The following is a 24,333-nucleotide window of genomic DNA, read 5'->3' as shown; positions in this document are numbered from 1 at the left end:
CCGATGCGTCAAGTGATACTGGATACAGAAACAACCGGTCTGGAGCCCCGCCAAGGGCACCGTATTATCGAAATCGGCTGCGTTGAAATGGTGGGGCGTAAACATACCGGGCGGCATTATCATGTTTATATCAACCCCGAGCGTGAAGTTGATCAGGGGGCGATGGCGGTACACGGTATCACCAATGAGTTTCTGGCAGATAAGCCCCGTTTTGCGGAAGTGTGCCCAGACTTCATCGAGTTTATCCGTGGTGCCGAACTGGTGATTCACAATGCACCCTTCGATATCGGGTTTATTAACCATGAATTCCGCATGCTCGACGCCAGTTTACCCCTGGTTGAATCGATCTGCGGGGTGGTGGATACCCTGGTCATGGCGCGGGGTCGTCACCCGGGGCAGAAGAATAATCTCGACGCCCTCTGTAAGCGTTATGGTGTGGATAATTCGTCGCGTGAGTTGCACGGCGCGCTGTTGGATGCGGAGATTCTGGCCGACCTCTACCTGATAATGACGGGTGGCCAGACCTCGTTGTCGTTAGGGGGCGCAGACCAGGAAGCCGCCGCCGAGGCGGCATCGATCATTCGTCGCTTGCCTCAGGACCGACTCCCTTTGCCCCTCGTTCGGGCTAGCGAATCCGAGCTTAAGGCTCATGAAGCGAAGCTGGATGAGATTGCAGCCAAGGGCCGCTGTCTGTGGCGAGAGCAATAGTGATGCCAGCGGAAAAGAGCCTGCGAACAAACAGCCTTTTGGTTTAGGTTGGATCTATAACCCGCAGAGAATAGGGTGGTTTTGCCCACAGAGCCCCAAGCCGTGCAACAGCAAAAAAAGGGCGAAAACCTTACGGGGTTTTCGCCTTTTTCATGACTCTGAAGCGTTAAATCAGGAAGCGGACCGCAAGCAGCCCAACGCCGCCCATCACCAAGGTGTACGGTAGAGCCATTACAACCATGCGGCCATAGGAGAGGCGAATCAGTGGGGCAACCGCCGACGTGAGTAGGAACAGGAAGGCGGCCTGGCCGTTAGGGGTCGCAACACTCGGCAGGTTGGTGCCGGTGTTGATAGCGATGGCCAGGGTATCGAAATGGGCGCGGTCGATAATGCCGTTGTCAAAAGCCTCCTTGACCTCGTTGATGTAGACCGTCGCCACAAATACGTTGTCGCTGATCATCGATAGCACCCCATTAGCGATAAAGAACATGCTGGGCTGAATCGCTATGTCCATCGCCAGTACGGCGGTGATGATCGGGGTAAACAGGTGTTGGTCGTGAATCACCGCCACGATGCCGAAGAAAACCACCAGTAATGCAGTAAAGGGGAGGGCTTCTTCGAAGGCTTTACCGATCTGGTGTTCTTCGATAATGCCGTTAAAGGAGGTGATCAAGACGATGACCAGCAAACCAATCAAGCCGACTTCGGCGACATGGAAGGCAAGCCCCAAAACCAGAACGATGCCCACCAAAGCCTGCACCATTAATGCGGCCTTGTCCCTGTCAGTGCGTTTTTGGGATTCTATCTCATCGTATTCTTCGAGCACCGTGCGAACCTTCTCGGGTAGCGTGGCGCCGTAGCCAAACCAGCCGGTCAGTTCCAGCGCGATGACCGTTAAAAGGCCGCATACCAATACGGGCATGGTGACCGGCGCCATGCGCACGAAAAATTCGACAAAATCCCAACCCATTTTTTCCGCGATGAGCAGGTTTTGTGGCTCACCTACCAGGGTGCAGACACCACCCAGGGCGGTTCCTACCGCAGCGTGCATCAGTAAGCTGCGCAGAAATGCTCGAAACTGTTCGAGATCGCTGCGGTGAAATTCGACCACCATATCGTCCTGTAGGTGGTTGTGGTCAGCGTTCTGTAACTTTTTGCCTGAGGCGACCTTATGGTAGACCGAGTAGAAGCCGACCCCGACGCTGATAACTACGGCGGTTACCGTGAGGGCGTCGAGAAAAGCCGACAGAACGGCGGCAAGAATAGAAAACAGTAGTGAAAGCAATACCTTGGAGCGCACGCCTAGCAAAATCTTGGTGAAAGCAAAGAGCAGCAGGTTCTGCATAAAGTAGATGCCGGCCACCATGAACATCAGCAGCAGGATAACGGGGAAGTTCTGGAACACTTCATGCTTAAGGGATTCAGGGCTACTAAGACCAATTAGTAGCGCCTCGGCCACCAGTAAGCCCCCGGGCTGCAGTGGGTAGCACTTAAGAGCCATCGCAAGGGTGAAAATGAACTCCAGCACTAACACCCATCCGGCCACGGTGGGACCCGCCAGATAGAGCAGAATAGGATTTATGACTAGAAATGCGATGATTGTGTATTTGTACCAACCAGAGGTGTTGCCTAGGAAGTTACTGGCAAGTGCTCCCCGTAATGATCCACTCATCTGCTAATTTTCCCTTGATATACAAGTTGTCAGGGCCCTTTGATGACCCCCGTTTATCGTTCTATGCACTAGGAGATTGAACGCGCTCCTGAAAATCGCCGCATATTATACCCAGCTGACGCTGAATTGTTATATCGCCAAAGTCGAAAAAGCGACAGATCGTAATTGTGGTTAACAACGTACTCATATGCCTGTGGCTGGCAAGGGTGCCCAATACGCTGGCTGCGCATCCAGAAGCGTGATCACGCTCCTGTTTTAGGGACAGCGTGTTGCACGAACTACTTAGCATTTTGCTTTAGGATTGATATAGTGATTCGATTACATTGAATGCGCCGTTACGGAGGAAGGGATGTTGGAGTTGAAGACCGTCGAAGTGGCTCACGAGGGCAAGGTAGCCCACATCAAATTGAATCGAAGCGACAAGGCAAATGCGATCGATCAATTGATGTGGAGTGAGCTACAGCAAGCGTTCGAGTGGGTTGCCAGCGAAGCCAGTGTGCGAGCTGTTGTTATTAGCGGTAACGGGGCACATTTCTGTTCGGGCATCGATCTGGGTATGCTGATGGAGATCGGCTCGAAGTTGGGCAAAGAGGTGGCGCGCAATGCACTTAAGCTCAAGCAGGTAATACGCCATAGTCAGCAGCTCATGAGTACGATTGACGAGTGTCCGAAACCGGTGCTGGCGGCCATCCACGGCTGCTGTTACGGCGGCGGTATTGACCTGATTGCGGCCTGCGATATGCGCTACTGCGTTGCGGATGCCCGCTTCTCCATCAAGGAGGTTGATATGGGGCTAGCTGCTGACTGGGGCACACTGCAGCGATTACCCGGTATTGTCGGTGATGGTATCATGCGCGAACTGGCTTATACCGGTCGAGTCGTTGAGGGAGAGGAAGCGCAGCGCATTGGGCTGGTGAATGAGTGTTTTTCCGACCCGGAGCAGATGCTGGACAAGGTTCTTGGTGTGGCACAGCAGATAGCAGAAAAATCACCCGTTGCAGTGCAGGGAACGAAAGAGATGTTGCGCTACAGTCGCGACCACTCTATTGAGGATGGACTTAACTATGTTGCCACCTGGAATGCCGCAATGCTGCAAGCTACTGACCTGAAGGTGGCTGTAATGGCAGGGATGAGTAAATCCCGTCCCGTATTTGAAGACTGATTGCGGGAATGACGCGACCCTGCTTGGGCGCGATCTTAATAATGAAGAGGGGGCCCAATGGCCGGTGCTAGTTCATTAAATCTGGTTCGGGAAGAGCTGGAATCTACCATTCACCAGGCTGAGAGCAGTCTGGAGCAGTTTATTGAAGAGCGCGATGAGGGTGCACACCTGCAGGCCTGTGTGGAGTGCATCAGGCAGGTTCGCGGTACATTAAGCCTGATTGAGATGAGCGCCGGCGAGCTGCTTGCCGAAGAGATGTATGAACTCGCAACGGATATTCCCGAAAGCGCGGGTCGCGATCGTGATGATGCCCTGGGCGTATTGAGCAACTCTCTATTTGTTCTTAGCCGTTATCTGGAGTACCTGCAGCAGAGCAAAGAGGAGATCCCGGAGCTTTTGCTGCCGACGGTCAATGAGTTACGTCGTATGCGCCGCGTCCCTATACTGCCTGAGAGCTTTTTCTACTCGATCCGTGCTGCGTTACCCGAGGGAGATGACATTGGCTTGCTGGTCACCAGTGAGGAGACGGGGCGTCGTCTACGGCTGATGTATCAGGTGGGCTTGCTGGGTCTGTTCCGAGAGGAGAACACGCTTGCTAGCCTCAAGCTCATGGAGAGAGCGATTCAGCGTCTTTATGGTTTGATGGAACCTGGCAAGGGAGCGCAGTTGTTTCAGGCCGCGTCTGCGGCGCTTGAAACCATGGTTGATGCCGAGATGGGCACCTACATAGAGCGCAAGATGCTATTTGGTGGGATCGACCGGCTGATACGCATGCTGGTGAATGGGGACAGTACCGCCAGCATTGATAAGGCACAGTTCAAAGAACTTCTGTATCTGGTGGTGCTGGGAGATACCCAGGGCGAGTTGGCGAACGAGGCTCGGCGGCAGTATAACCTGTTACCATTGCCTTTCAACGACCACAGCCTGGCTGAAGAGCGCTCGATTATGGCGGGTCCGGGTAACGAGGTATTCCGCTCCTTGTCTGCTGCGCTCAAAGAGGAGCTCTCCAGTCTCAAGGACATGCTCGACCTGGTCGAGCGTGGCAGCTCGGTAGATTATGAAGAGATGTCGACGCTGCTGGGACGCTTGCCTAAAACCTTGGGTATGGTGGGCCTGGTGTCTGCTGCCAAGGCTCTGCAAGCGAATCAAGAGGCGGTGGCTTGCTGGAGCGCTGCGGGCAGTGTTGAGGATAAACAGCAGCTACTGACTCTGGCCGACGCTATCCTGTATGTAGAATCCATGGTGGCTAGTCTCGAAAAGCCTCGTGCTTCCAATGATCTAAAAACAGCTGAAACTGATCAGGCGACGATTATGGCGTCAAATCAGTTATTCGAAGCTCGAATTGTCGTTATCGACGAGGCTCAGGCTGGGTTGGCGATGCTCAAACGCTCGATCACCGCCTATACCGAGTCGGACTGGGATCAGATGCATCTGGCCAACATTGACGTGACGCTCGATGGTTTGCGAGGCGGTCTCCTTTTTATTGATGAAGAGCGCGCTTCCAACGCGGTTGCTGCATGCCAGCGTTACCTGAAAGAGAAGGTGCTGGGTAAGCCGGGTGCGCCCTCCCAAGGGGACCTGGAAACCCTTGCAGACGCACTGACCGGCCTTGATTTCTATCTGCAAGGACTCAATAGCGGTAAATACGAAGGCGATGATGTGCTGGAACTGGCAGAGTCTGCGGCCAAGGAGCTTGGCTTTCCGGTTTGATCAGTTTATCCAGTTTTGCCACACCAGGCGGCAAGCGATTGCCAGTACCACAAGGGTAAATAGCGGGCGAATAAATCGACTCCCCATGCTAATGGCTGAACGGGCGCCAATGTAGGCACCCGCCATTAGCGATAGCCCGAGACCGATTCCCAGCACCACGTTTACATGTCCCAGCATCGCGAAAGTGATCAAGCTAACGATGTTGCTGATGAAATTCATGACTCGGGCCAGACCGGAGCTGAACAGCAGGTTCATGCGGTAAAGAGACATGCTGCTTAGTGTCCAGAATGAACCGGTGCCGGGTCCGGCGATACCGTCATAAAAACCGATACCGAACCCCTGCAGCCACTGTATGAGTTTGGGGTGCGTACGAGGAGTGGTGCCTTGGCTATCATCGGTGAGAGGTTTCGCAAGCAGGGCGTATACCGCGGTCAGGATGATGATCAGGGGGAGGAGTTTATTCAGCCAGTCGGCGCTGATCTGGGCTGCGGCAACGGTTCCTAATGTGGCCCCTATAGCGGTCGCTGCTGCTGCGGCTAGCCAGAAGGCTGGTTTGAATATGCCCCGCCGGTAAAAAGTAATCGAGGCGGTTAACGAGCCGAATGAGGCGCAAAGCTTATTGGTACCCAGTGCCGTGTGCGGCGGAAGTCCGGCTGTGAGTAACGCAGGAATGGTTAATAGTCCTCCTCCGCCGGCGACCGCATCGATAAAACCTGCCAGAAAGGCAACCCCTAGCAACATAAAGAATAACGACGGGGCGAACCCAAACAGAGTCTCGATCATGCTGAGTTCGTCACTCCGTGGTCGAAAAGCGCAGAGCATAACTGGCCAATTGGGCGATGACAACGCATAATCGAGCGATATCAAGGCCAATAGGGATAGGTGTCCATGATCTATGGGGGAGTTGCCGTCGGCGTCGGCTTGTCAGCAGTGTTGCTGTTATACGTCGCATACAAGTTGCTCAGAAGGAGTTGGTTGATTGGTTGGCTTCGTGGTAGCGCCGGGTTGCTGGTGTTGGCTGGAGCCGCGGTTACCGGTTTTCTGGGATGGGATCTATACAGTTATACCTCCGTGCCCGGTGTCGGTACCATTGCTACGGTGAGTTTTACCCAGCAGGGAGAGCAACGCTATAGCGCTCTTGTTGCCAATAACGGGGGCGGTGAGAGTTTGGTCGAGCTGCAGGGCGAGCTGTGGCGTATGGATGTTCGTCAGCTGCGCTGGAACTCAACGCTTCGTGACGTAGGGCTTGGTACGGGCTATCGACTCGCAGATATTACCGCCCGTTACCTGTCAATCGAGCAGGAACAGCAAGCGGATCGCCAGGCGCATCCGTTGGTCGTAAGCCCTTACGGCATTGATAGCTGGAACTGGATTCGGCTGGGGGGGGGCAACTCTCTGGTGGAGGCGCGTCTGGAGCCGTCGAGCTACTTACCGATTGTCGACAAAGCGATCTACCGGGTGGATATTGAAGCCGACAAGGTGGAGGTTGTGGCGGTGAATGAACCGGCTAAAACTGCATTGGCACGCTGGAAGTAGCACGATAGACAGCGTCGGTTGAGAGGGGGGGTAAGGGGTAATAAGGTGATCTTATTACCCCTTGTCAATCAGCTTACCGGAAACAGGTCGGCGAGCTTGGTTGCCAGCATAATATCGCCTTCGGCGCGAAGCTGGCCGGACATAAAGGCCTGCATGCCATCGGTTTCACCGGTCATGATGCCGATCAGGGTCTCAGAGCTCATGATAAGAGTCACGGAGGGGGCATCGTGAGCGCCACTTGCAACGTCGCAAGTGCCATCTTTAACCGTCACGTTGTAGGTGTCTCCGTCTTCGATATCAAACTGAAAGACGACGTCAAGGCCCGATGCGGCGTCTGCATTAAACTTGGCTTTCATTTGATCGATGATTTCAGATACTGTAGGCATTCTCTAGTTCCTTAACGGTTAGGCTGACGCTCGGGTGCATTGCACCATTGGTCAGTTGGGTTGGCGGTTATCAGAAAAATCTGAGCTCTCGCGTGTACTTTGTTGCGGAATGTAAGTGAACCGAACAACTCGCAGAGTAGGAGGATTGGCCTGCCCTGTCAATAAAAAGCATACGCTTGTTTTAATTATTGTGGTCTGCTGTTGTGCCCTGGTTTACTCAGTGGCAGCAAGATCAGTATCTATAGTCGTAGGGGTTTGTCAGGAGGCCCGGGTTTCACATAAACTGCCCGTCTTGATGCACTTTCTTATATCCTTCGGAGATCGAAACCTTGGAATTTCTTGCCGATTACGGCCTCTTTTTCGCAAAAACCTTTACCCTGATTTTTGGCGTTCTTATCCTTTTAGTGGGAATCTTTGCGATTGCTGGCCGCAGCAAGCGCGGCGGGCACACCGGTCAGCTCGAAGTCGTTTGTCTTAATGATGAATATCGCGACATGTTGGATCAACTAAAAGCCGAAGTGTTGGATGAGGAGCAGGTTAAGGCTCAGCAGAAACAGCAGAAGAAAGAGGATAAGCAGGAGAAAAAACGCGCCAAGCAACTCGCTAAAAAGCATAAGGCCAAACCCGACAGCGGGGCGGAAGAGTCCGAGGCCGAGGGGGAGGAGGGAAAGCCCCGGATCTATGTGCTTGACTTTGACGGTGATATTCGCGCCTCAGATGTCGATACCATGCGCGAGGAGATCTCCGCCGTACTGGGTCTTGCTCGCCCCAAAGATGAGATCCTGGTGCGTCTGGAAAGTGGTGGTGGAATGGTTCACAGCTATGGATTAGCGGCATCTCAGTTGCAGCGCATCAAAAACAAGGGCATCCCACTGACCGTTGCGGTCGATAAAGTAGCGGCTAGCGGTGGCTATATGATGGCTTGTATCGCCGATAGAGTGCTAGCGGCTCCTTTTGCGATATTGGGGTCTATCGGCGTCGTTGCCCAGCTGCCTAACTTTCATCGCTTGCTCAAAAAGAACAGCGTGGATGTCGAGCTACTGACCGCCGGAGAACATAAACGGACGCTGACGATGTTTGGTGAAAATACGGAGAAGGGGCGGCAAAAATTTATTGAGGAGCTTGAGGATACTCATGGCTTGTTTAAGGAGTTTGTCGCTGAACATCGCCCGCAGCTTGATATGGAAAAGATCGCCACAGGAGAGGTGTGGTTTGGCAGGCGCGCCCTTGATGAAAAACTGGTCGATGAACTAAAAACCAGTGATGAGTATCTGTTTGACCTCAAGGATGATCATGATATTTTTCAGGTTAGTTACGTTTACAAGCGCTCGTTGCCTGAGAAACTCGGATTGGCGGCCGAGCAGTCGGCGGACCGTTTGCTTGTAAAGTGGTGGAGCCGAGTGCAGCAGGTACGCCTGTTCTCTTGATAGGGACACTCTTGATGGGGCACTCTTGATAAAACACCAAGGAGGTGAAACGTGAGCCGATTCAAAGCTCTGCTCGTTGAACGCAAGGAGGGTGAGAGTCTCTTTAGCCAGCAAGTCGTTGAGCGGCAGTTTGATGATCTGCCACCCGGTGATCTCCTGATTCGGGTGCGATATTCCTCGCTGAACTTTAAGGATGCACTGTCGGCAAAAGGAAACAAAGGGGTGACTCGAAGCTACCCCCATACACCCGGTGTGGATGCCGCAGGGGTTGTTGAGTATTCCGGGAGCGAGCTGTTTGCCGCAGGCGATGAGGTGATCGTCACGGGTTACGACCTGGGCATGAATACATCGGGAGGATTCTCCCAGTACATCCGTATACCCGCTGAGTGGGCGGTGCCTTTGCCTCGGGGTTTGAACTTACGCGAGGCTATGGTGCTGGGGACCGCAGGACTGACGGCGGCATTGTGCGTTGATAAGTTATTGAAAGCGGGAATGAAGCCGGACCTGGGTGAAGTGTTTGTCAGTGGTGCTACGGGCGGGGTGGGCAGTATTAGCGTGGCGTTGCTCGCCAAGCTGGGGTTCGACGTAGCGGCCAGCACCGGTAAATTGGAGATGGTCGACCGCCTGATTCATCTTGGTGCGAAAAACGTGGTGGATCGAGATACCATCAGTGAGGGCAGTGATCGTCCGATGCTCAAGGAGACCTGGGCGGGTGCTGTCGATACCGTGGGGGGGGATATTCTCTTTAATATCATTAAATCCCTTAAGTATGGTGGTAGCGTTGCCTGTTGTGGCATGGTGGCCTCTCCTAATTTTCAGGCTAATGTATTTCCTTTTATTCTGCGTGGAGTGAATCTTCTCGGGGTAGATTCCGTCGAGCAACCGATCGAGGTCAAGCAGGGGGTGTGGCAGCGGCTGGCTGGCGAGTGGAAGCTGGACTGCCTGGACTCGGTTGTTAGTGAAATTCCGCTGGAGGCGTTACCCGATGCGATCGAGCTGATCTTCCGCGGCCGCGCTGTGGGTCGGGTTTTGGTCAGGATTGATTAGAGACTGAGCGTTTGACGTAACAAAAAGCCTGGCCAGTGCCGGGCTTTTTTGTGGGGATCAACGATGCGTATTCTAATCGCGACGGAGGCGATCGGAGACCGCAATGGGGGATTTGAAATTAAACACGACGATGTAGGAGGAGAGCAGAAAGCTCATGATGGCGGTCGCCTGAATGACGTGGGACGCCTCGGTACCAATCAAGGCAGCCGACGCTGCAATGTAGGCGATCAGAATTGAGAATTCGCTGGTTTGCCCGAGCCTAAATCCAACCTCCCATCCGGTTGCAGAATCTTCGCCGCTTTTGCCAAGGCAGAATTTGAACACCCAGGGTTTAATGGCCAACGTTAGCACCGCCAATACTAGGGCGGGAACGAAGACATCACCCAGCAGCGCAAGATTGAAACTTGCCCCTACCGAGAAGAAGAACAGGATCAAGAAGAAGTCTCGCAGGGGTTTCAGGCTGACAGCAATGTACTGGGCGATCGGGCTGGTTGCCACCGACACGCCGGCTATAAAAGCCCCGATCTCAGCCGACAGGCCAACGGCGTGAGCGAGCTCTGCCAGTCCCAGACACCAGCCAATAGCAATCAGGAACAGGTATTCATGAAAGCGATCGAACTTGGCCATCAGCGGCAGCAGAAGGTACTTTACGAAGCCAAAGGCGAAGAGCAGCAGCAGGGGAAGCGCGACCAGCGCGGTAAGCATGGCAAATCCGGGGCTATCTCCCTCGTTAGAGTAGAGAAACAGAAGCACCATAATGGCCATTAAATCTTGCAGCAGCAGGATACTAACCACCAGCTCCCCGGTGTGTTTGTGGTGCAGTACGGTCGTTGGCAAAAGTTTGATGCCGATGATCGTACTGGAAAACATCATCGCAGCACCGATGATTACGGACTCCATTACACTAAACCCAAACAGTGTCCCGGTGCCGAAACCCAGTAGTGCGAAAACGATTGAGCTGGCGATACCGATCCAGGATGTTTTTCGCAGCATATGGGCCAGGTGGGCCGGTTGCATATCCAGACCGAGCAAAAACAGCAAAAAGATAATACCAACGTGAGAGATATCGCTTAGTAGTTGGGTATCGTTAATGAGTGCAAAGCCAGAGGGGCCGATGAGGGCGCCGAGTACAATATAGGCGATGAGCAGGGGTTGGCGGGTGTAGAGAGCGACCGAAGCGAGCACGGCAGCTCCGGCGAAAATCAGGAAAAATGAGAAAACTATTGAACCGCTTTCCATGATGCGTGGCCGATCCCTTGAGCAAAAACAGAGGCAGTCAGGTTATCATGAGCAGGGCCATGAACGAAGCCCTGTTGAGCAGGGCGAAGAAAGAGCCCCTGTATGTGGGGCGCGGTGAACGGTACCAGGTACCGTTCACCGCATATCTTTGAAATGAGCTAACGCCTGCGAAATAGCGGCAGGGGCTGCTCAACGGAATGTTGGTAAACCTCGGAAAAATCATTGAACCCTTCCAGAGCGTCGTTGATGTCCCGGTCTTCGCGCACAGAAAAACTATCAAACCCGCAACGCTGCAAATAAAACAGCTGGTCGCGTAGCACGTCGCCGATTGCGCGAAGTTCTCCCTGATAGCCATAACGCTCCCGCAGCAGTCGTGCCAGGGAGTAACCCCGGCCATCGGAAAAGGTTGGGAACCGAATCGCTATGACCTGAACAGTCTTGAGGTCGTTAGCGAGAAGTTCGGGTTCGTCGTCGGTGTTGAGCCATACGCCATAGTTTTCGGGCGATTGTAGCAGCTCATCGCGCCGTGATTGCCACTCCTCCAGCGAGACCAAAACCTTACCTTTGGGAGTGCTCTCCTCAATCGACTGCTTGATCGAGAAATCGTCATCGATAAGGGTGCGGTTTTTAATCAACTTTGGCATAGGCCCGCTCCTTAAAGGGTTCAATCCCGATGCGGTTGTAGGTGTCGATGAATTGCTCGTTGGGTTCACGGCGCTCCAGGTAGAGATTAACCAGTTTCTCGATGACATCAGGGATCTCGTCCCTACCAAATGCGCGGCCGATGATTTTTGCCAGTGCCGTGTTCTGGTTGGCGCTGCCGCCGAGTTGAACCTGGTAGAACTCTTCACCTTTCTTATCGACGCCCAGCAACCCGATATTGCCGACATGGTGGTGCCCGCAGGCGTTCATGCAGCCAGAAAAATTAAGGCTGAGATCGCCAATTTCATAAAGCTTCTCAATATCAGAAAAGCGACGCTGTATCGCTTCTGCCACGGGTATGGACTTTGCGTTTGCCAGCGAGCAAAAATCACCCCCTGGGCAGCAGATCATATCGTTGATCGTGCCGATATTGGGAGACGCAAGTTCGATAGTTTTGAGCGCCTGCCACAGTTCTAATAGTTGATCCTCACGCACGTCAGCCAGCACGATGTTCTGCAAATGGGTCGTGCGAAGTTCACCGAAACTGTAGCTGTCTGCCAGATCCGCCAGAACATCCATCTGCTCAGCGCTGATGTCGCCGGGTGCTTGTGCCGTCGCCTTCAGGGAGATGGTGACTGCGGCATAGCCCGGGACCTTGTGCGCGGTCACGTTGCGCTGGAACCAGCGAGAAAACTCCTGGTTATTCGCTAGCCACGCTTGCGCTGCGCCAGGGACCGCATCAGCCGCGTAGTCCGGGGCGACAAAAAACGCGCTGACCCGGTTTAGTTCCGCTTCGGAAAGGGTGGCGGGGCCTTGATTTAAATGGGCCCACTCCTGCTCAACCTTTTCAGCAAAGGTCTCGGCGGAGAGTGCTTTAACCAGAATTTTTATACGCGCCTTGTATTTGTTATCCCGGCGACCGTAGCGGTTATAGACTCGCAGAATCGCTTCGAGGTAGGTTAACAGTTGAGGCCAGGGTAGGTAGTCGCGAATGACGCTGCCGATGATGGGCGTGCGGCCGAGACCGCCCCCGACCTGTACCTGAAAACCGGTTTCGCCCTGATCGTTTTTTACCAGCGTAAGGCCAATGTCGTGGACTCCAACGGCGGCGCGATCCTCAGCAGCGCCATTGACGGCGATCTTGAATTTACGCGGTAGATAGGCAAATTCCGGGTGCAGGGTGGACCATTGGCGAATGATCTCACACCAGGGGCGTGGATCTTCCAGCTCATCAGCGGCAACACCGGCGAAGTGATCGGAGGTGACGCTACGAATGCAGCTGCCGCTGGTTTGTATTGCGTGCATCTGGACGCTTGCAAGTTCGTCTAGAATGTCCGGCACGGATTCCAGTGCTGGCCAGTTAAGCTGGATATTCTGGCGCGTACTGATATGGGCATAGCCCTTGTCGTAGCGGCGGGAGATAGCGGACATCTTGCGTAGCTGTTCGCTGGAGAGCATGCCGTAGGGCACAGCGACACGCAGCATGGGAGCGAAGCGTTGCACGTAGAGGCCGTTTTGCAGTCTCAGGGGTAGAAATTCCGGGTCACTGAGCTCTCCATTGAGATAGCGTTCAGTTTGGCCCCGGTATTGGCGGGCGCGATCGTTCACGATCTGCTGATCAATAGCATCGTATTTGTACATCGAGGGGTATCCGGTCTCGAAAGTGCGGTGCAGGCACCGGTCAGGTGTTGGCAGTAATTCCCTAGCGTCTGGCTGCGAGATTAGCAGTTTTTACTTATTCGATAAATGAATGTTTTTCTATATGTTGTGTTTTATTTGTTATAAGAAGTCTCCAGCTTATGCAATGCACCGCGACGCTTCTGGGGGGGCATCGCCGCTAGACGATCCAGTTCTGAGTAGAGCGCGTCGAGATCGCGGTCGCTCTCTTGCAGCAATGACTCGAAAAGAGGAACCCAGCGATAATAGCTCGACACCGTGCTCAGCTTGGCGTTGTTGAGGTCACCCGCCACCCAGTCATCGTAACGGTCGAAGGTTTGCCATTGTGCGCGGCGGCGGCGCTGGTATTCGATGCGCAGTTGTTGAAGAACCTGCTGTTTTTGGGCTCGCTTCGTCGAATCATCAAGGGGGCGGCGATAGAGTGCCTGTAGTTGGTCACGGGTCTCTTTGACCAGTAGCGCAAAGGCTTGACGGTTGTTCCTCTCGGTCTCTACTTCATGGCGGTCGTAGTGAAGGTTACTCCTGAGCGCCCAGCGGCGAACTCCCTCGTTGGCAATCACGGTGGCGAGACTTTCGTTAAATTCGGTATCGCCCTTGGCGAAGACCCGTTGGTGGGCCATTTCGTGGAAGATCAGCTCCGCCAGCCCCAGCTCTTGCTGGTAAATAAAGGTGTTTAGCAACGGGTCGCTGAACCACCCCAGTGTGGAATAGGCCCTGACACCACCAACCCATGTATCAAAGCCCTGTTGGGCCATTTTGGTGGCCGCCTGATCGGCAGATTCCGGATCAAAATAGCCTCGGTAATTCAAGCAACCCGCCACCGGGTAGCACCATTGGTAGGGCTCTATTAAAAACTCCTCGCTGGCGAAAAGATTCCATACCACGTAGGGCCGTTCGAGATCGACATAGTGTCGATAGCTGCCGTTGTCTGGCAACTTAAGGGCCTGATGGGCGAAGTCGATCATCTGTTGGCTGGTCAGCAGTCGCTCCCGCAGTTGCTCGGGGGTCTGCTCCGACTCGATCAGTTCGGCGACCTCTTGTCGTTGATGAAGAAGCTGCCACTGTCCTTCGCCGGCCTGCCAGTAATAGCCTGGGGCTTCGCAGCCCCCCAGCATGAACATGAAAAGGCTCACCACTACGAGGCAAGGGGGGCGCTCAATGGGATTTAAATGCGGATGCTGACCCATTGCCGCTGACGCCAAATTGATGCGAAAAGAACCGAGGAGAGCGCCCGCTGGCCGAGCTGTAGTGCCCAGATAGCGCTTAATCCGTAGCCTAGAACCGGGCCCAGAATCCAGGCTAACGGTAAAAAGAGCAGCCACTGCACGGAAGCGCTGATGCGCATCACCGTACGATTGGCTCCGGCGCCGAGCAAGGCCTGGGTCAGTACAATAGCGGCTGCATCCAATACCATGCCTGCCGCCGTGAGCTGTAAGGGTAGGCGGCCGATCGCTCGGGCCTCTTCGCTTGCGAGGAAAATACCCAGTATGGCATCAGGGAAAAGCCAGAAGGGGATGCCCAGTATCAGTAATACGATGATCGCCAGCTTCACCACATCCCAACCCCATCGATAGGCTTCGTCCGGCTCGTTTGCCCCCAGGGCTTTGCTCACCAGGGTGGTTGCCGCCATACCCAACCCGACGCCGGGCAAAATCAGGAACAGGGCGAGGTTGATCAGAACATGGGCAACCGCCAGCTCTTCCGTTCCGATGCGAGCGATGATCCAGAACAGAACCGTGATTCCAAGGGCAAATAGCATCTGTTGCAGGGAGTTCGGTATTGCAAGGCTTAAGACGGATTTAAGCGTCGCGCGGTCCGGTGCTCTGCACAGGAAACCCTGGGGGCGCGCAGCCCTGGCGGTGATAGCGAAGTAGAGGAGAGACCCCAGTAGCATGGCGATTGTTGTTCCAAAGCCGGCACCGGTCGCCCCCATCCGGGGCAAACCAAAGGCCCCGAAAATCAGCCCGTAGCTAATAAAGACATTGGCGACGTGCATCACCAGAATCACTTTCAGGTAAGTGGCGGAGCGGTGGGTACCGTTCCAGTAGCCTCGAAAGGAGAAATTCATGGCCACTGCACACAATGCAACGATACGCGCATCAAAGTAGGCTACCCCAACGTCGGTGACCGCCTGCTCGCTGCTAATCAGGGCGACTAACCAGGGTGAGGCGGCGTAAAAAACCAGGCTAACGGGAATGGCGATGATCAGCGCGCAGAGCAGGCCGACATTCAACGGTAGCGCGCACTCGTCTGTGCGCCCCTGTCCCATCCGCCGTGCGACAATGGCCTGCACGCCGGAAGAGAGTCCCATGATCATGGAAACGGCAAGAAAATTGAGGTACGCGCCGACGCCAACCCCCGCCAGGGCAACTTCCCCCAGACTGCCTACCATTGCGGCATCGACCAGGTTGAGCAGGCTCTGGGAGAGCATGCCCCCCATGATCGGAAAGGCGAGGGAGGTAACGCGGCCTATACGTTGTGATTGCATGATGCGTCCTGGCAATCAGGCATCGTAGGACAGTACAGGACGCAGCCAGCGCTCCACCTCGTCAACGGACATCCCCTTACGGCCGGCATAGCTTTCGACCTGATCACGATTGATATTTCCGAGCGGGAAGTAGCGCGACTCGGGGTGCGAAAAATACCAGCCGGAGACCGATGCGGCAGGGTGCATGGCGTAGTTGGATGTCAGCTGCATGCCGCAAAGCCGTTCTGCATCCAGCAGCTCGAACAGTTTGCTCTTTTCGGTGTGGTCCGGGCAGGCAGGGTAACCGGGGGCCGGGCGGATCCCCCGATACTGTTCGCGAATGAGTGCGCTGTTATCCAGCGCTTCCTGGGGCTCGTATCCCCACAGCTCCTTACGAACACGTTCATGCATACGCTCCGCCAGAGCTTCGGCGAGGCGGTCGGCGAGGGATTTGACCAAAATGGCATTGTAATCGTCGTGGGCCTGTTCGAACTCGTGGGCCAGCTCATCGGCACCGATACCGGTGGTGACGGCGAAGCCCCCGACGTAGTCTTGCAAGCCACTGGATTTGGGCGCGACAAAATCAGCCAATGAGCTGAGAGGTTTGGTGTTGCCCTGCTTTCTGTGCTGTTGGCGCAGGTGGCACAGGGTGTTGATGACATCGCTGCGGGATTCGTCCCGGTAGAGCTCAATATCGTCATCGTTTACGCAGTTGGCGGGCCATAGACCGACAACGGCGCTGGCGCGAATCAACTTTTCGTCGATGATACGTTTTAACATTTTTTGCGCGTTTTCGAACAGGTCAGTGGCGGCCTCACCAACCACTTCATCTTCGAGGATAGCGGGGAACTTGCCAGCTAGATCCCAGCTGATGAAAAACGGAGTCCAGTCGATGTAGTCAACCAGCTCTTGCAGCGGGTAATCATCGAAATGGTGGAGGCCCGGCTGCAGTGGTGCAGGTGGCGTGTAGGTATTCCAATCCAATTGTGGGCGCTGGGAGATCGCTTCCGGGTAGCTATGGACGGTACCGCGCACCGTGCGCTTGGAGACTCGCTCACGAACCGCGGTGTACTCATCCTTTAGCTCGGCAAATAGCTCAGGGCGCTGGCGGTCAGAGATCAGGGCGCTGGCAACACCAACAGCCCGGGATGCGTCAGGCACATAAACCACCTGGGTACAGTGCAGTTTCGGATCAATTTTTACCGCTGTATGGGCTTTGGACGTAGTGGCTCCCCCGATCATTAGCGGCAGTGCGATCTGTTGCCGCTCCATTTCGCTGGCAACGGTGACCATCTCATCGAGTGACGGGGTGATCAGGCCGGACAGGCCGATGATATCGCACTTTTGTTCAACGGCTGTTTGGAGGATTGTCTCGCACGGCACCATAACGCCAAGGTCAATCACCTCGAAGTTATTGCACTGCAACACCACGCCAACAATATTTTTGCCGATATCGTGTACGTCCCCCTTTACCGTCGCCATCAGGATGCGACCATTGCTCTGCTGACCTTCGCTTTTTTCAGCTTCGATAAAGGGTTGCAGGTGGGCGACCGCCTGCTTCATGACGCGGGCGGATTTCACGACCTGGGGTAGAAACATTTTTCCGGCACCAAATAGGTCTCCGACCACATTCATGCCATCCATCAACGGCCCCTCGATTACATCGATGGGCTTGGTCGCTATCAGTCGCGCGGCTTCGGTATCTTCGGTTATAAAGTTGGATATGCCTTTAACCAAGGCGTGTTGGAGGCGCTCGTTGACCGGTAACTGGCGCCACTTCTTGTCTTCGCTGCGTTCTGCGCTTGCGCTGTCGTCGCCGCGGAACTTATCGGCAATCGCGAGCAGGGCTTCGGTGCCCTCGGGCGTTGTATTGAGAACAACATCCTCGACGGCGCTTTTTAGTTCGGTGGGGAGGTCGTCGTAAAGAGCGAGTTGGCCGGCGTTGACGATACCCATGTTGAGTCCGGCGCGAATGGCATGGAGCAGGAATACTGAGTGGATCGCTTCCCGTACCGGATTGTTACCCCGGAAGGAGAAGGAGACGTTGCTGACGCCGCCCGAAATATTGGCGTAGGGCAGGTTTTGGCGAATCCAGGCGCAGGCTTCGATAAAGTCTACGGCGTAGTTGTTGTGCTCTTCGATACCGGTCGCTACGGCGAAAATATTGGGGTCAAAGATGATGTCCTGGGGAGCAAACCCAACCTCGTTGAGCAGCAGGTCATAAGAGCGTTTGCAGATCTCGGTTTTACGAGCAAAGGTGTCGGCCTGCCCCTCTTCATCAAATGCCATTATAACCACGGCGGCCCCATAACGCTGGCAGGCCCGGGCCCTATTGATAAACTCTGCCTCACCCTCTTTGAGGCTGATAGAGTTAACGATCGCTTTACCCTGAATGCATTTGAGGCCGGCTTCGATCACCTCCCATTTGGAGGAGTCGACCATGATCGGCAGGCGCGAGATATCGGGCTCAGAGGCGATCAGGTTGAGAAAGCGAGTCATGGCGGCAACGGCGTCGAGCATGCCTTCGTCCATATTGACATCGATCACCTGGGCACCATTTTCTACCTGCTCGGCAGCGACCTCCAGTGCGGTATCGTAATCCTCTTCCAGAATCAGGCGTTTGAAGCGCGCAGATCCGGTGACGTTGCAACGCTCTCCAACGTTAACGAATAGCGAGTCGCCATCAACGTTGAAGGGTTCCAGTCCGGCGAGGCGCAACGCAGGCTTGATTTCGGGGATCTCGCGGGGGGCATGTTTTGCCATCGCCTCGCTGATCTGGCGGATATGGTCGGGGGTGGTGCCGCAGCAGCCTCCGATAATGTTCAGGAACCCGCTGGCGGCGAACTCTTCGACGACCGCAACCATCTCCTCGGGAGTTTCATCGTACTCGCCAAATTCGTTGGGCAGTCCCGCATTGGGGTGGGCCGAGACACAGGTACTGGCGACCCGTGATAGCTCCTGCACATAGGGGCGCAACTCCTTGGCACCGAGGGCGCAGTTGAGGCCGATCGAAAGAGGGGCAGCGTGGGCCAGGGAGTTCCAGAAGGCTTCGGTGGTTTGTCCAGACAGGGTACGACCAGAGGCGTCCGTAATGGTGCCGGAAATCATGATGGGAAGATGGTTGCCGCTCTGCTCGAAATACTCCTGTACCGCGTATACGGCGGCTTTGGCATTGAGGGTATCGAAGATGGTCTCGATCAGCAGTATATCGACTCCGCCCTCCACCAGGGCGCGAGTGGATTTCAGGTAATCTTCAACCAGCGCATCGAAGGTGATATTGCGCGCGCCCGGGTCGTTAACGTCCGGTGACAAGGAGCAGGTCTGGCTGGTTGGGCCGAGTACCCCGGCAACAAAACGTGGCCTGTCCGGGGTGAGGGCTGTGACCTCATCGGCGGCCTCACGGGCCAGACGTGCCGATTCCCGATTGATCTCATCGACCAGCGACTCCATTCCGTAGTCCGCCTGGGAGACCTGGGTCGAGTTAAAAGTATTGGTTTCAACGATATCGGCGCCCGCCTCCAGATATTGGCGGTGGATGCCCTTAATAATGTCGGGTTGGGTGATAGAAAGTAGGTCGTTATTGCCCTTGATGTCCATCGGGTAGTCGGCGAAGCGTGTGCCCCGATAGTCGGCCTCTTCAAGCTTGTGGCGCTGAATCATGGTACCCATGGCGCCATCCAGGATCAGGATGCGCGATTTCAGTGCTTGAACCAGGGAAGAGTAACGCTCGTTATGACTGCTCATTAAGGTATCCGGGCCGTTGGTAGGGTGAATCTCAAGGTGGGGGAAGATTTTAACAGAGAAAGTGCAGTGACTGTAATGAAGGGGATTCACGAGGTATGGGAAGTTGCTCAATAACCAAGTAATATGATGGGTTAAAGATACCCACAGCCATTTGCTTGGGGTAAAGTATTCAATCAATTGTTGTGGATGGATGAGCCAGATGTTGATCACTATTACCGAATCAGCCCAGGAGTACCTCGGAGAACTGCTGTCGAAGCAAGAGGTCGAGGGGATTGGCATTCGAGTTTTTGTAACCCAGCCGGGGACAACCTACGCCGAAACCTGCATCGCGTACTGCAAACCGGGAGAGAGTAAGCCCGACGACAAGGTGATGGAGCTGAAGGGCTTTAACGCCTATATCGAGGCCGAGAGTGAAACTTACCTGGAAGAGGCTCTGGTTGATTATGCCGCCGACCGTATGGGTGGCCAGCTAACCATTAAGGCGCCCAACGCCAAGGTGCCTCGCATCAGTGACGACAGTTCTGTCAATGAACGCATTAACTATTATCTGGTTACCGAGATCAACCCCGGGCTTGCAGCCCATGGTGGACAGGTGACGCTGGTTGAAGTGGCCGATGATTTCGCGGTGTTGCAGTTTGGTGGTGGTTGCCAGGGGTGTGGCATGGCCGATGTCACCCTCAAAGAGGGTATTGAAAAAACACTGCTGGAGCGAATCCCTGAGCTCAAGGGTGTTCGTGATGTAACCGACCACAGTGAAAGGGCCAACGCCTACTATAAATAACCGGGTAGGAACTCCCGGTGCTTTCTACACCGGGAGGTTTGACCGTGGGAACTGGCGGTTGTGTTGTTTTAGCCGGGAGTTGATGGCTGCCCCGAGTGCCCGTTGTATGCCGCTGAGTCGTATCGCACAGTGACGATAAAGAAGCTCTCCTCTCCGGAAGGTAGCTTGACCCAAACTTCCTCCTCTACGGCTTTACCGATTAAGGCTTTGGCCAGCGGAGCGTCCATGCTGATCCATCCCCGGTTCAGATCGAACTCGTCGGGGCCTACGATTCGGTAGTGCACCCGGCTTTCATCCTCTTTTTCCAGTTCTACCCAAGCGCCAAAGTAGACTCGATTTTGATCGTCGGGAAGGTAGTCAACGGTCACCAGTTTTTCGAGTCGCTTGCGCAGAAAGCGAACGCGCCGATCAATCTCCCGTAACTGTTTTTTTCCATAAATGTACTCCGCGTTTTCGGATCGGTCGCCCAGTGCCGCCGCCTCTGAAACGGCCTGGGTTACTTGTGGACGCTTTTTACGCCACAGATAATCGAGTTCCTCTTTCAGCTTGGCAGCCCCTTGAGGGGTGATGTAGGCGGAGGAGGGTTGTTGTGGTGGGCGATATCTTCCCATCTGCGGGGCAATCCTTGTGTTAGCCGGAGTCGGCTAGGGTTTAATTCAGTATTGGGGTATATTAGCCGCCTTTTTTTTGCAGGCAAGGGCGGCTTGATGCGGCTCTATAGGAAGGTGAAGTGAGGCGCTATCCACAAAAATTTCTATCTTGCTATCGAGTTGTTCGTGTCATAGATGACCAAACGTCACACCTTGTGTTGGCGAATTATGATATTGAGGACAGGGGTGAGCTATCTCTGTGCTGCCGCCGCTTGCTTCCCGGTAGTAAGCATACCATGCTGACTCCCGATCGCCTGACGGGTATCTGTCTCCACTGCGTGTCGGTGCTGGGGCGTCAGGCTGAACCGCTTGTTGTGACAAAGCAAAGGGTGCACAGTTTTGCCGACACCGAATGTCGAGTTCCTGCACATCAGATGGCGTTTGATTTTTTTGAAGATGTGAGCCCGGAGCTGAGGTAGAGCGCTTTTGAATTCCGGGAAAGAGATTTTTTCGCGCCTTGTTGGCAAGATGGCTTGGGAGTAAATGGCAGTACCTGAATATAAAAAAAACCGGGCAGTGCCCGGTTTTCTGCGGCGGCGTTTTAGCTCTGGCGCCTGCCCGGCAGGGTATCTTTCAGTTTTTCGCGCATGTTGCGCAATGCTTTTTCGGTAGCCTTCCAGTCGATACAGGCGTCGGTTATTGATACGCCGTATTCAAGGTTGTCGCTCATCTTCTGAGCGCCCCAGCCGAGGTTGCTTTCGATCATAAGGCCCACAATGGATCGGTTGCCTTCAAGGATCTGATTGCTGACGTTATCCAATACCAGCGGTTGCAGGGCGGGATCTTTATTGGAGTTGGCGTGGCTGCAATCGACCATGATGTTGGGAGCAATTGACGCCTTTTCCAGCGCCTGCTCGCAGAGTGCAACATTAACCGAGTCGTAGTTGGGTTTGCCATCGCCGCCACGCAGGACCACATGACCATAGGGATTTCCCTTGGTGTGGGTGATCGCGACCTGGCCGTTATGGTCGATTCCGAGGAATCGGTGTGGGCTGGAAACCGACTGCAGTGCGTTGATCGCCACGCTGAGGCCTCCATCGGTGCCGTTCTTGAAGCCAACAGCACAGGACAGGCCGCTGGCCATCTCGCGGTGGGTTTGGCTTTCGGTGGTACGAGCACCGACGGCGGACCAGGAAATAAGATCCTGCAGGTACTGGGGAGAGATAGGATCCAGCGCCTCGGTTGCGGTGGCCAGGCCCAGTTCGGAGACATCCATGAGCAGCCGCCGGCCTATGTGCAGTCCATCCTGAATCTTGAAAGAGTCATTGAGGAAGGGGTCATTAATAAGACCTTTCCAGCCTACGGTGGTGCGGGGTTTTTCGAAATAGACCCGCATTACCAAATAGAGAGTATCGGAAACCTCCTCCGCCAGCGCTTTAAGCTTGCGCGCGTAGTCCATTGCCGCTTCAGTGTCGTGGATAGAGCAGGGGCCGACGACGACAAACAGGCGATGGTCACTGCCATCGAGAATATCGCGAATGACCTGGCGACCCTGGTCAACGGTTTGGTATGCGGCATCACTGAGCGGTATTTCAGCTTTCAGCTCACCGGGAGTGATCAGAATCTCCTGAGATTCAATGTTTAGGTTCTCAATTGGTAGGTTTGTCATTCCGTTTCCTGTATCAGTACGTCTGTGCACGCGAAGCGTTCGTAATTAGAGTCCGGCTATGATACTGCTTCCTGTCCGGCTTGGTAAGCGTTGGCCAGCGTCGGGTAGTGTTTATGAGGGTTGTTGGGGATAATCAGATGCATCGAACGGGTTGGGGAGCGATATGCTGGGGCAAATGACTGAAAAATTGGTAGTGGCAATATCGTCACGAGCACTGTTCGATATGGGGGACAGTCATGCCGTCTACGAGCAGCAGGGTTTGGACGCGTTTGCGCGTTATCAGGTCGAACACGAAAACGACGTGTTGGCGCCAGGGGATGCGTTTTCCCTGGTCAGCAAGCTGTTGAGCTTGAATCAGTTCTTTGGTGACGGCCCCAAAGTTGAGGTGATTCTGTTGTCGCGCAACAGTGCGGATACGGGGTTGCGGGTGTTTAACTCTATCGAACACTACGGCCTCGATATATCCCGAGCGGCTTTTTGTGGCGGTTCCAGCCCTTACCGTTACGTGAGCTCATTTGGCTGCCACCTGTTTCTTTCAACCCATGCAGAGGACGTTCGCCAAGCGCTGGAAGCGGGGGTGGCTGCTGCCACCATCCTATCGGCGCCGGTTGGGGCGGTAGAAAACTCCCAGCTCAGGATCGCATTCGATGGTGATGCAGTGCTATTTTCCGATGAGGCCGAGCGCGTTTATAAGTCCGAGGGCTTGGAGGCTTTTTCCCGCAGTGAAAAGGAATCCGCTAACCAGCCTCTCAGCGGCGGGCCATTTAAACCCTTTCTTGCCGCTTTACACCGGCTGCAAGCCGCTCTCGACCCCCATGACTGCCCCATACGAACTGCGCTGGTGACCGCCCGCTCCGCACCCGCTCACGAGCGTGTGGTACGTACTTTGCGCGCCTGGGATATTCGCCTGGATGAATCGCTCTTTTTGGGGGGGATGAAAAAAGGTGAATTTCTGCGAGCGTTTGGCGCGGATGTTTTTTTTGATGATCATATGGTCCACTGTGAGTCGGCCAGTGAGCATGTGGCGACCGGCCATGTACCCCATGGCATCGCGAACCAGGGTGTCGATGAGCGCTAGAAGAAAGCGTATTTAAGCCCCAGCGCGAACAGGGTACTGGCAAGAATCGGGTGCAGCAGTTTTTCGGGCAGGCGTGCCCCCAGTCGAGTCCCGACATAGATTGCGGGCAATGATCCGGTGAGCAGGCACCCCAGCAGGTAGAAATCGACATTACCCAAAAACAGGTGTCCCAACCCGGCAACCAATGTCAGGGGCACGGCATGAGCTAGATCGGTACCAACGATTCGTACCGAGATCAGGGCCGGGTAGAGGACCATTAATACGGCTGTGCCGAAGGCTCCGGCTCCTACGGAGGAGAGGGTGACGAAGGTTCCCAGAAACAAGCCCATTACCCAGGTTACCAGGGCGCTATGGCGCAGCAGGATCCCGGTGTCGCCGTCGCCGCGTTGGTGAAACTTTAATAGCTGTTTTTTGAACATCAACACCGTAGCGGTCAATAACAGCATGACCCCCAGGCTACTGGTGAGGATATGCCCATAGCTACTGCTGTCGGGGAAGTAGAAAAACAGGATAAGCACGGTGGCACCGGCTGCGGGTATGCTGCCGGCGGCCAGCAGTAGTACTAACCGCCACTCGATGTTGCCCCGGCGATGGTGCATGGCGACACCGCTGGCCTTGGTCAGGGAGGCATACATCAGGTCGGTACCTATCGCGATATGGGGCGGAAACCCAAATAACAGCAATAGCGGCGTCATCAACGAACCGCCTCCGACACCGGTAATGCCGACAGCCAGTCCGACACCTGCACCGGCTAAAATATAAGCTAATATATCCATTAAATATGGTCTAAAGTTATAA

The 24,333-nt window shown here is 54.7% G+C and carries 21 protein-coding genes; 9 read left to right on the top strand and 12 right to left on the bottom strand.

The genetic code is table 11. From position 1 onward, the window contains the following. Positions 1 to 3: 3 nt before the first annotated feature. Complete coding sequence (gene dnaQ, locus ACP3PW_RS14625) at positions 4 to 708, top strand: DNA polymerase III subunit epsilon (RefSeq protein ID WP_426417475.1); 705 nt, start codon at positions 4 to 6, stop codon at positions 706 to 708. Between the two features lie 166 nt (positions 709 to 874). Here dnaQ and nhaB read toward each other — a convergent pair whose 3' ends face one another. Then, the gene (nhaB, locus tag ACP3PW_RS14620; protein ID WP_426417474.1) at positions 875 to 2,380 is read right to left on the bottom strand and encodes a sodium/proton antiporter NhaB; all 1,506 of its coding nucleotides are present in this window, start codon (positions 2,378 to 2,380) and stop codon (positions 875 to 877) included. A gap of 349 nt (positions 2,381 to 2,729) precedes the next feature. Between nhaB and ACP3PW_RS14615 the strand changes: the two genes are divergently transcribed. Next, positions 2,730 to 3,542, top strand: coding sequence for a crotonase/enoyl-CoA hydratase family protein (locus ACP3PW_RS14615; RefSeq protein ID WP_426417473.1), 813 nt, complete (start codon positions 2,730 to 2,732; stop codon positions 3,540 to 3,542). Positions 3,543 to 3,599: 57 nt separating this feature from the next. Beyond that, a complete protein-coding gene (locus ACP3PW_RS14610; RefSeq protein ID WP_426417472.1) occupies positions 3,600 to 5,252 on the top strand; it encodes a hypothetical protein in 1,653 nt (550 codons plus the stop codon). Here ACP3PW_RS14610 and ACP3PW_RS14605 read toward each other — a convergent pair whose 3' ends face one another. Continuing rightward, complete coding sequence (locus ACP3PW_RS14605) at positions 5,253 to 6,035, bottom strand: TSUP family transporter (protein WP_426417471.1); 783 nt, start codon at positions 6,033 to 6,035, stop codon at positions 5,253 to 5,255. It abuts the gene before it with no gap. Between the two features lie 105 nt (positions 6,036 to 6,140). On the opposite strand from ACP3PW_RS14605, the gene ACP3PW_RS14600 reads away from it, so the two are divergent. Further along, positions 6,141 to 6,788 (top strand): hypothetical protein, encoded by a 648-nt coding sequence (locus ACP3PW_RS14600; protein ID WP_426417470.1) that lies wholly within the window; start codon positions 6,141 to 6,143, stop codon positions 6,786 to 6,788. Positions 6,789 to 6,856: 68 nt separating this feature from the next. Here ACP3PW_RS14600 and ACP3PW_RS14595 read toward each other — a convergent pair whose 3' ends face one another. Then, a complete protein-coding gene (locus ACP3PW_RS14595; RefSeq protein WP_426417469.1) occupies positions 6,857 to 7,174 on the bottom strand; it encodes an SCP2 sterol-binding domain-containing protein in 318 nt (105 codons plus the stop codon). Between the two features lie 329 nt (positions 7,175 to 7,503). Here ACP3PW_RS14595 and sohB point away from each other — a divergent pair, with 329 nt between their 5' ends. Beyond that, positions 7,504 to 8,601, top strand: coding sequence for a protease SohB (gene sohB, locus ACP3PW_RS14590; protein ID WP_426417468.1), 1,098 nt, complete (start codon positions 7,504 to 7,506; stop codon positions 8,599 to 8,601). A gap of 51 nt (positions 8,602 to 8,652) precedes the next feature. Further along, complete coding sequence (locus tag ACP3PW_RS14585; RefSeq protein WP_426417467.1) at positions 8,653 to 9,648, top strand: YhdH/YhfP family quinone oxidoreductase; 996 nt, start codon at positions 8,653 to 8,655, stop codon at positions 9,646 to 9,648. Positions 9,649 to 9,720: 72 nt separating this feature from the next. On the opposite strand, the gene ACP3PW_RS14580 is transcribed toward ACP3PW_RS14585, so the two are convergent. The 6 genes from ACP3PW_RS14580 to metH form a co-directional block, all read right to left on the bottom strand. Further along, positions 9,721 to 10,887: a cation:proton antiporter gene (locus tag ACP3PW_RS14580; RefSeq protein ID WP_426417466.1), complete on the bottom strand. Its 1,167-nt coding sequence runs from the start codon at positions 10,885 to 10,887 to the stop codon at positions 9,721 to 9,723. Between the two features lie 158 nt (positions 10,888 to 11,045). Continuing rightward, the gene (locus tag ACP3PW_RS14575; RefSeq protein WP_426417465.1) at positions 11,046 to 11,531 is read right to left on the bottom strand and encodes a DUF934 domain-containing protein; all 486 of its coding nucleotides are present in this window, start codon (positions 11,529 to 11,531) and stop codon (positions 11,046 to 11,048) included. Further along, complete coding sequence (locus ACP3PW_RS14570; protein ID WP_426417464.1) at positions 11,515 to 13,170, bottom strand: nitrite/sulfite reductase; 1,656 nt, start codon at positions 13,168 to 13,170, stop codon at positions 11,515 to 11,517. The genes ACP3PW_RS14575 and ACP3PW_RS14570 overlap by 17 nt, the downstream gene beginning before the upstream one ends. Before the next feature lie 131 nt (positions 13,171 to 13,301). Next, positions 13,302 to 14,327: an aminopeptidase gene (locus ACP3PW_RS14565; RefSeq protein WP_426417463.1), complete on the bottom strand. Its 1,026-nt coding sequence runs from the start codon at positions 14,325 to 14,327 to the stop codon at positions 13,302 to 13,304. 44 nt (positions 14,328 to 14,371) lie between these two features. Continuing rightward, positions 14,372 to 15,694, bottom strand: coding sequence for an MATE family efflux transporter (locus ACP3PW_RS14560; protein WP_426417462.1), 1,323 nt, complete (start codon positions 15,692 to 15,694; stop codon positions 14,372 to 14,374). Between the two features lie 15 nt (positions 15,695 to 15,709). Next, positions 15,710 to 19,417, bottom strand: coding sequence for a methionine synthase (metH, locus tag ACP3PW_RS14555; protein ID WP_426417461.1), 3,708 nt, complete (start codon positions 19,415 to 19,417; stop codon positions 15,710 to 15,712). Between the two features lie 190 nt (positions 19,418 to 19,607). On the opposite strand from metH, the gene nfuA reads away from it, so the two are divergent. After that, a complete protein-coding gene (nfuA, locus tag ACP3PW_RS14550) occupies positions 19,608 to 20,198 on the top strand; it encodes a Fe-S biogenesis protein NfuA (protein ID WP_426417460.1) in 591 nt (196 codons plus the stop codon). Positions 20,199 to 20,266: 68 nt separating this feature from the next. Here nfuA and greB read toward each other — a convergent pair whose 3' ends face one another. Continuing rightward, positions 20,267 to 20,809, bottom strand: coding sequence for a transcription elongation factor GreB (greB, locus tag ACP3PW_RS14545; RefSeq protein WP_426417459.1), 543 nt, complete (start codon positions 20,807 to 20,809; stop codon positions 20,267 to 20,269). A 275-nt stretch (positions 20,810 to 21,084) separates the two neighbouring features. On the opposite strand from greB, the gene ACP3PW_RS14540 reads away from it, so the two are divergent. Then, a complete protein-coding gene (locus tag ACP3PW_RS14540) occupies positions 21,085 to 21,267 on the top strand; it encodes a hypothetical protein (RefSeq protein WP_426417458.1) in 183 nt (60 codons plus the stop codon). A gap of 122 nt (positions 21,268 to 21,389) precedes the next feature. Here ACP3PW_RS14540 and ACP3PW_RS14535 read toward each other — a convergent pair whose 3' ends face one another. Next, the gene (locus ACP3PW_RS14535; RefSeq protein ID WP_426417457.1) at positions 21,390 to 22,457 is read right to left on the bottom strand and encodes a 3-deoxy-7-phosphoheptulonate synthase; all 1,068 of its coding nucleotides are present in this window, start codon (positions 22,455 to 22,457) and stop codon (positions 21,390 to 21,392) included. A 175-nt stretch (positions 22,458 to 22,632) separates the two neighbouring features. Here ACP3PW_RS14535 and ACP3PW_RS14530 point away from each other — a divergent pair, with 175 nt between their 5' ends. After that, a complete protein-coding gene (locus ACP3PW_RS14530) occupies positions 22,633 to 23,535 on the top strand; it encodes a 5'-nucleotidase (RefSeq protein WP_426417456.1) in 903 nt (300 codons plus the stop codon). Here the strand turns inward: ACP3PW_RS14530 and ACP3PW_RS14525 are convergent. After that, positions 23,532 to 24,311: a sulfite exporter TauE/SafE family protein gene (locus ACP3PW_RS14525; RefSeq protein ID WP_426417455.1), complete on the bottom strand. Its 780-nt coding sequence runs from the start codon at positions 24,309 to 24,311 to the stop codon at positions 23,532 to 23,534. The two genes, ACP3PW_RS14530 and ACP3PW_RS14525, sit on opposite strands and share 4 nt — an antisense overlap. Positions 24,312 to 24,333 lie beyond the last annotated feature (22 nt).

This window comes from Aestuariirhabdus sp. LZHN29, from assembly GCF_049985285.1.
GTDB lineage: Bacteria > Pseudomonadota > Gammaproteobacteria > Pseudomonadales > Aestuariirhabdaceae > Aestuariirhabdus.
The sequence above is the reverse complement of the archived record's forward strand: the minus strand, read 5'-3'. Positions and strand labels throughout refer to the sequence as shown.

What these genes read in the sequence shown, in the direction of transcription:
- dnaQ (WP_426417475.1), top strand. Translation starts at nt 4, where the DNA reads ATGCGTCAAGTGATACTGGATACAGAAACAACCGGTCTGGAGCCCCGC.
- nhaB (WP_426417474.1), bottom strand. Translation starts at nt 2,380, where the DNA reads ATGAGTGGATCATTACGGGGAGCACTTGCCAGTAACTTCCTAGGCAAC.
- ACP3PW_RS14615 (WP_426417473.1), top strand. Translation starts at nt 2,730, where the DNA reads ATGTTGGAGTTGAAGACCGTCGAAGTGGCTCACGAGGGCAAGGTAGCC.
- ACP3PW_RS14610 (WP_426417472.1), top strand. Translation starts at nt 3,600, where the DNA reads ATGGCCGGTGCTAGTTCATTAAATCTGGTTCGGGAAGAGCTGGAATCT.
- ACP3PW_RS14605 (WP_426417471.1), bottom strand. Translation starts at nt 6,035, where the DNA reads ATGATCGAGACTCTGTTTGGGTTCGCCCCGTCGTTATTCTTTATGTTG.
- ACP3PW_RS14600 (WP_426417470.1), top strand. Translation starts at nt 6,141, where the DNA reads ATGATCTATGGGGGAGTTGCCGTCGGCGTCGGCTTGTCAGCAGTGTTG.
- ACP3PW_RS14595 (WP_426417469.1), bottom strand. Translation starts at nt 7,174, where the DNA reads ATGCCTACAGTATCTGAAATCATCGATCAAATGAAAGCCAAGTTTAAT.
- ACP3PW_RS14580 (WP_426417466.1), bottom strand. Translation starts at nt 10,887, where the DNA reads ATGGAAAGCGGTTCAATAGTTTTCTCATTTTTCCTGATTTTCGCCGGA.
- ACP3PW_RS14575 (WP_426417465.1), bottom strand. Translation starts at nt 11,531, where the DNA reads ATGCCAAAGTTGATTAAAAACCGCACCCTTATCGATGACGATTTCTCG.
- ACP3PW_RS14570 (WP_426417464.1), bottom strand. Translation starts at nt 13,170, where the DNA reads ATGTACAAATACGATGCTATTGATCAGCAGATCGTGAACGATCGCGCC.
- ACP3PW_RS14565 (WP_426417463.1), bottom strand. Translation starts at nt 14,327, where the DNA reads ATGTTCATGCTGGGGGGCTGCGAAGCCCCAGGCTATTACTGGCAGGCC.
- ACP3PW_RS14560 (WP_426417462.1), bottom strand. Translation starts at nt 15,694, where the DNA reads ATGCAATCACAACGTATAGGCCGCGTTACCTCCCTCGCCTTTCCGATC.
- metH (WP_426417461.1), bottom strand. Translation starts at nt 19,417, where the DNA reads ATGAGCAGTCATAACGAGCGTTACTCTTCCCTGGTTCAAGCACTGAAA.
- nfuA (WP_426417460.1), top strand. Translation starts at nt 19,608, where the DNA reads ATGAGCCAGATGTTGATCACTATTACCGAATCAGCCCAGGAGTACCTC.
- greB (WP_426417459.1), bottom strand. Translation starts at nt 20,809, where the DNA reads ATGGGAAGATATCGCCCACCACAACAACCCTCCTCCGCCTACATCACC.
- ACP3PW_RS14540 (WP_426417458.1), top strand. Translation starts at nt 21,085, where the DNA reads ATGCTGACTCCCGATCGCCTGACGGGTATCTGTCTCCACTGCGTGTCG.
- ACP3PW_RS14535 (WP_426417457.1), bottom strand. Translation starts at nt 22,457, where the DNA reads ATGACAAACCTACCAATTGAGAACCTAAACATTGAATCTCAGGAGATT.
- ACP3PW_RS14530 (WP_426417456.1), top strand. Translation starts at nt 22,633, where the DNA reads ATGACTGAAAAATTGGTAGTGGCAATATCGTCACGAGCACTGTTCGAT.
- ACP3PW_RS14525 (WP_426417455.1), bottom strand. Translation starts at nt 24,311, where the DNA reads ATGGATATATTAGCTTATATTTTAGCCGGTGCAGGTGTCGGACTGGCT.